A 998-nucleotide genomic window follows, 5' to 3' on the forward strand; every position below is an offset into this window, starting at 1 on the left:
AGCAACCAGAGCAACCAGAGCAAGGCAAGTCTCAAGCCACAACCCCCACCGGGGAAACGCGGACCATCAAACAGAGCACCACCGACCCCGACAGCGGCTACATGGTGCGCGAGGGCAAACCCAAGGGCTTCTTCTACCTCGACCACCGCACGGTCGATGCCAAATACGCCATCATCACCGACAGCTTCATCACCCCGGGCAACGTCCATGACAGCGTGCCCTATCTCGCCAGGCTGGACCGACAAATCGAGACCTTTGGCTTTGACGTCGAAGCGGTGGGACTGGATGCGGGCTACAACAATGCTCCCTTGTGCCATGGGCTGGTTGAGCGAGGATTGGCACACAGCGTCATTGGCTACTGCCGGCCCTCGAAAAGGAAGGGCATGCTGGCCAAACGAGAATATCGCTACGATGCGCAGCAAGACTGCTACCACTGCCCGCAAAACGAAATCTTGCGCTACCAGACCACCAACGGGGAAGGGTATCGGCTCTACGCCAGTGACCCGGATAAGTGCCGGGAATGTCCGCTACGGGCGCAATGCACGCGCAGTGAAAAGGGGCTCAAGCAATTAAGCCGACATGTCTGGCAGAAAGACCGGGAGCGGATAGCCGAAAACCGGCTGAGCGAAGTGGGCAAACAGATTTACAAGGGGCGGCAAGAGACAGTGGAACGCAGCTTTGCAGATGCGAAACAGCATCACGGGCACCGATATGCCCGTTATCGGGGGTTGGCGAAGGTGCAGATGCAGGGGCTGCTGGCGGCGGCATGCCAGAACATGAAGAAGATAGCGTTGGTGCAAAGCAGGAAGGGGAATAAGGGTCGGACTCCGCCGAATTCCCCGGCAGATGGTCTTGTTAGGGCGATAGCATGGTCTTTGATGCCTTTTTCATGGCGAAGATGGCCGATAGGCCGACTTGTCAGCCAGTGAGCAGCCCCATGGAGCCGAGCGAAAAAAGAACCCCCCTCTTTGAAAAAGTGGGGGGTTCTTCAGCAATCT

The 998-nt window shown here is 57.8% G+C and carries 1 protein-coding gene; it reads left to right on the forward strand.

Annotated elements, in window-relative coordinates; all coding sequences use genetic code 11:
• On the forward strand, positions 1-929 hold a 929-nt coding region (locus BN1117_RS05185; protein ID WP_156129885.1), incomplete at its 5' end, for a transposase.
• Positions 930-998: the final 69 nt, after the last annotated feature.

Source organism: Aeromonas australiensis (genome assembly GCF_000819725.1).
GTDB lineage: Bacteria > Pseudomonadota > Gammaproteobacteria > Enterobacterales > Aeromonadaceae > Aeromonas > Aeromonas australiensis.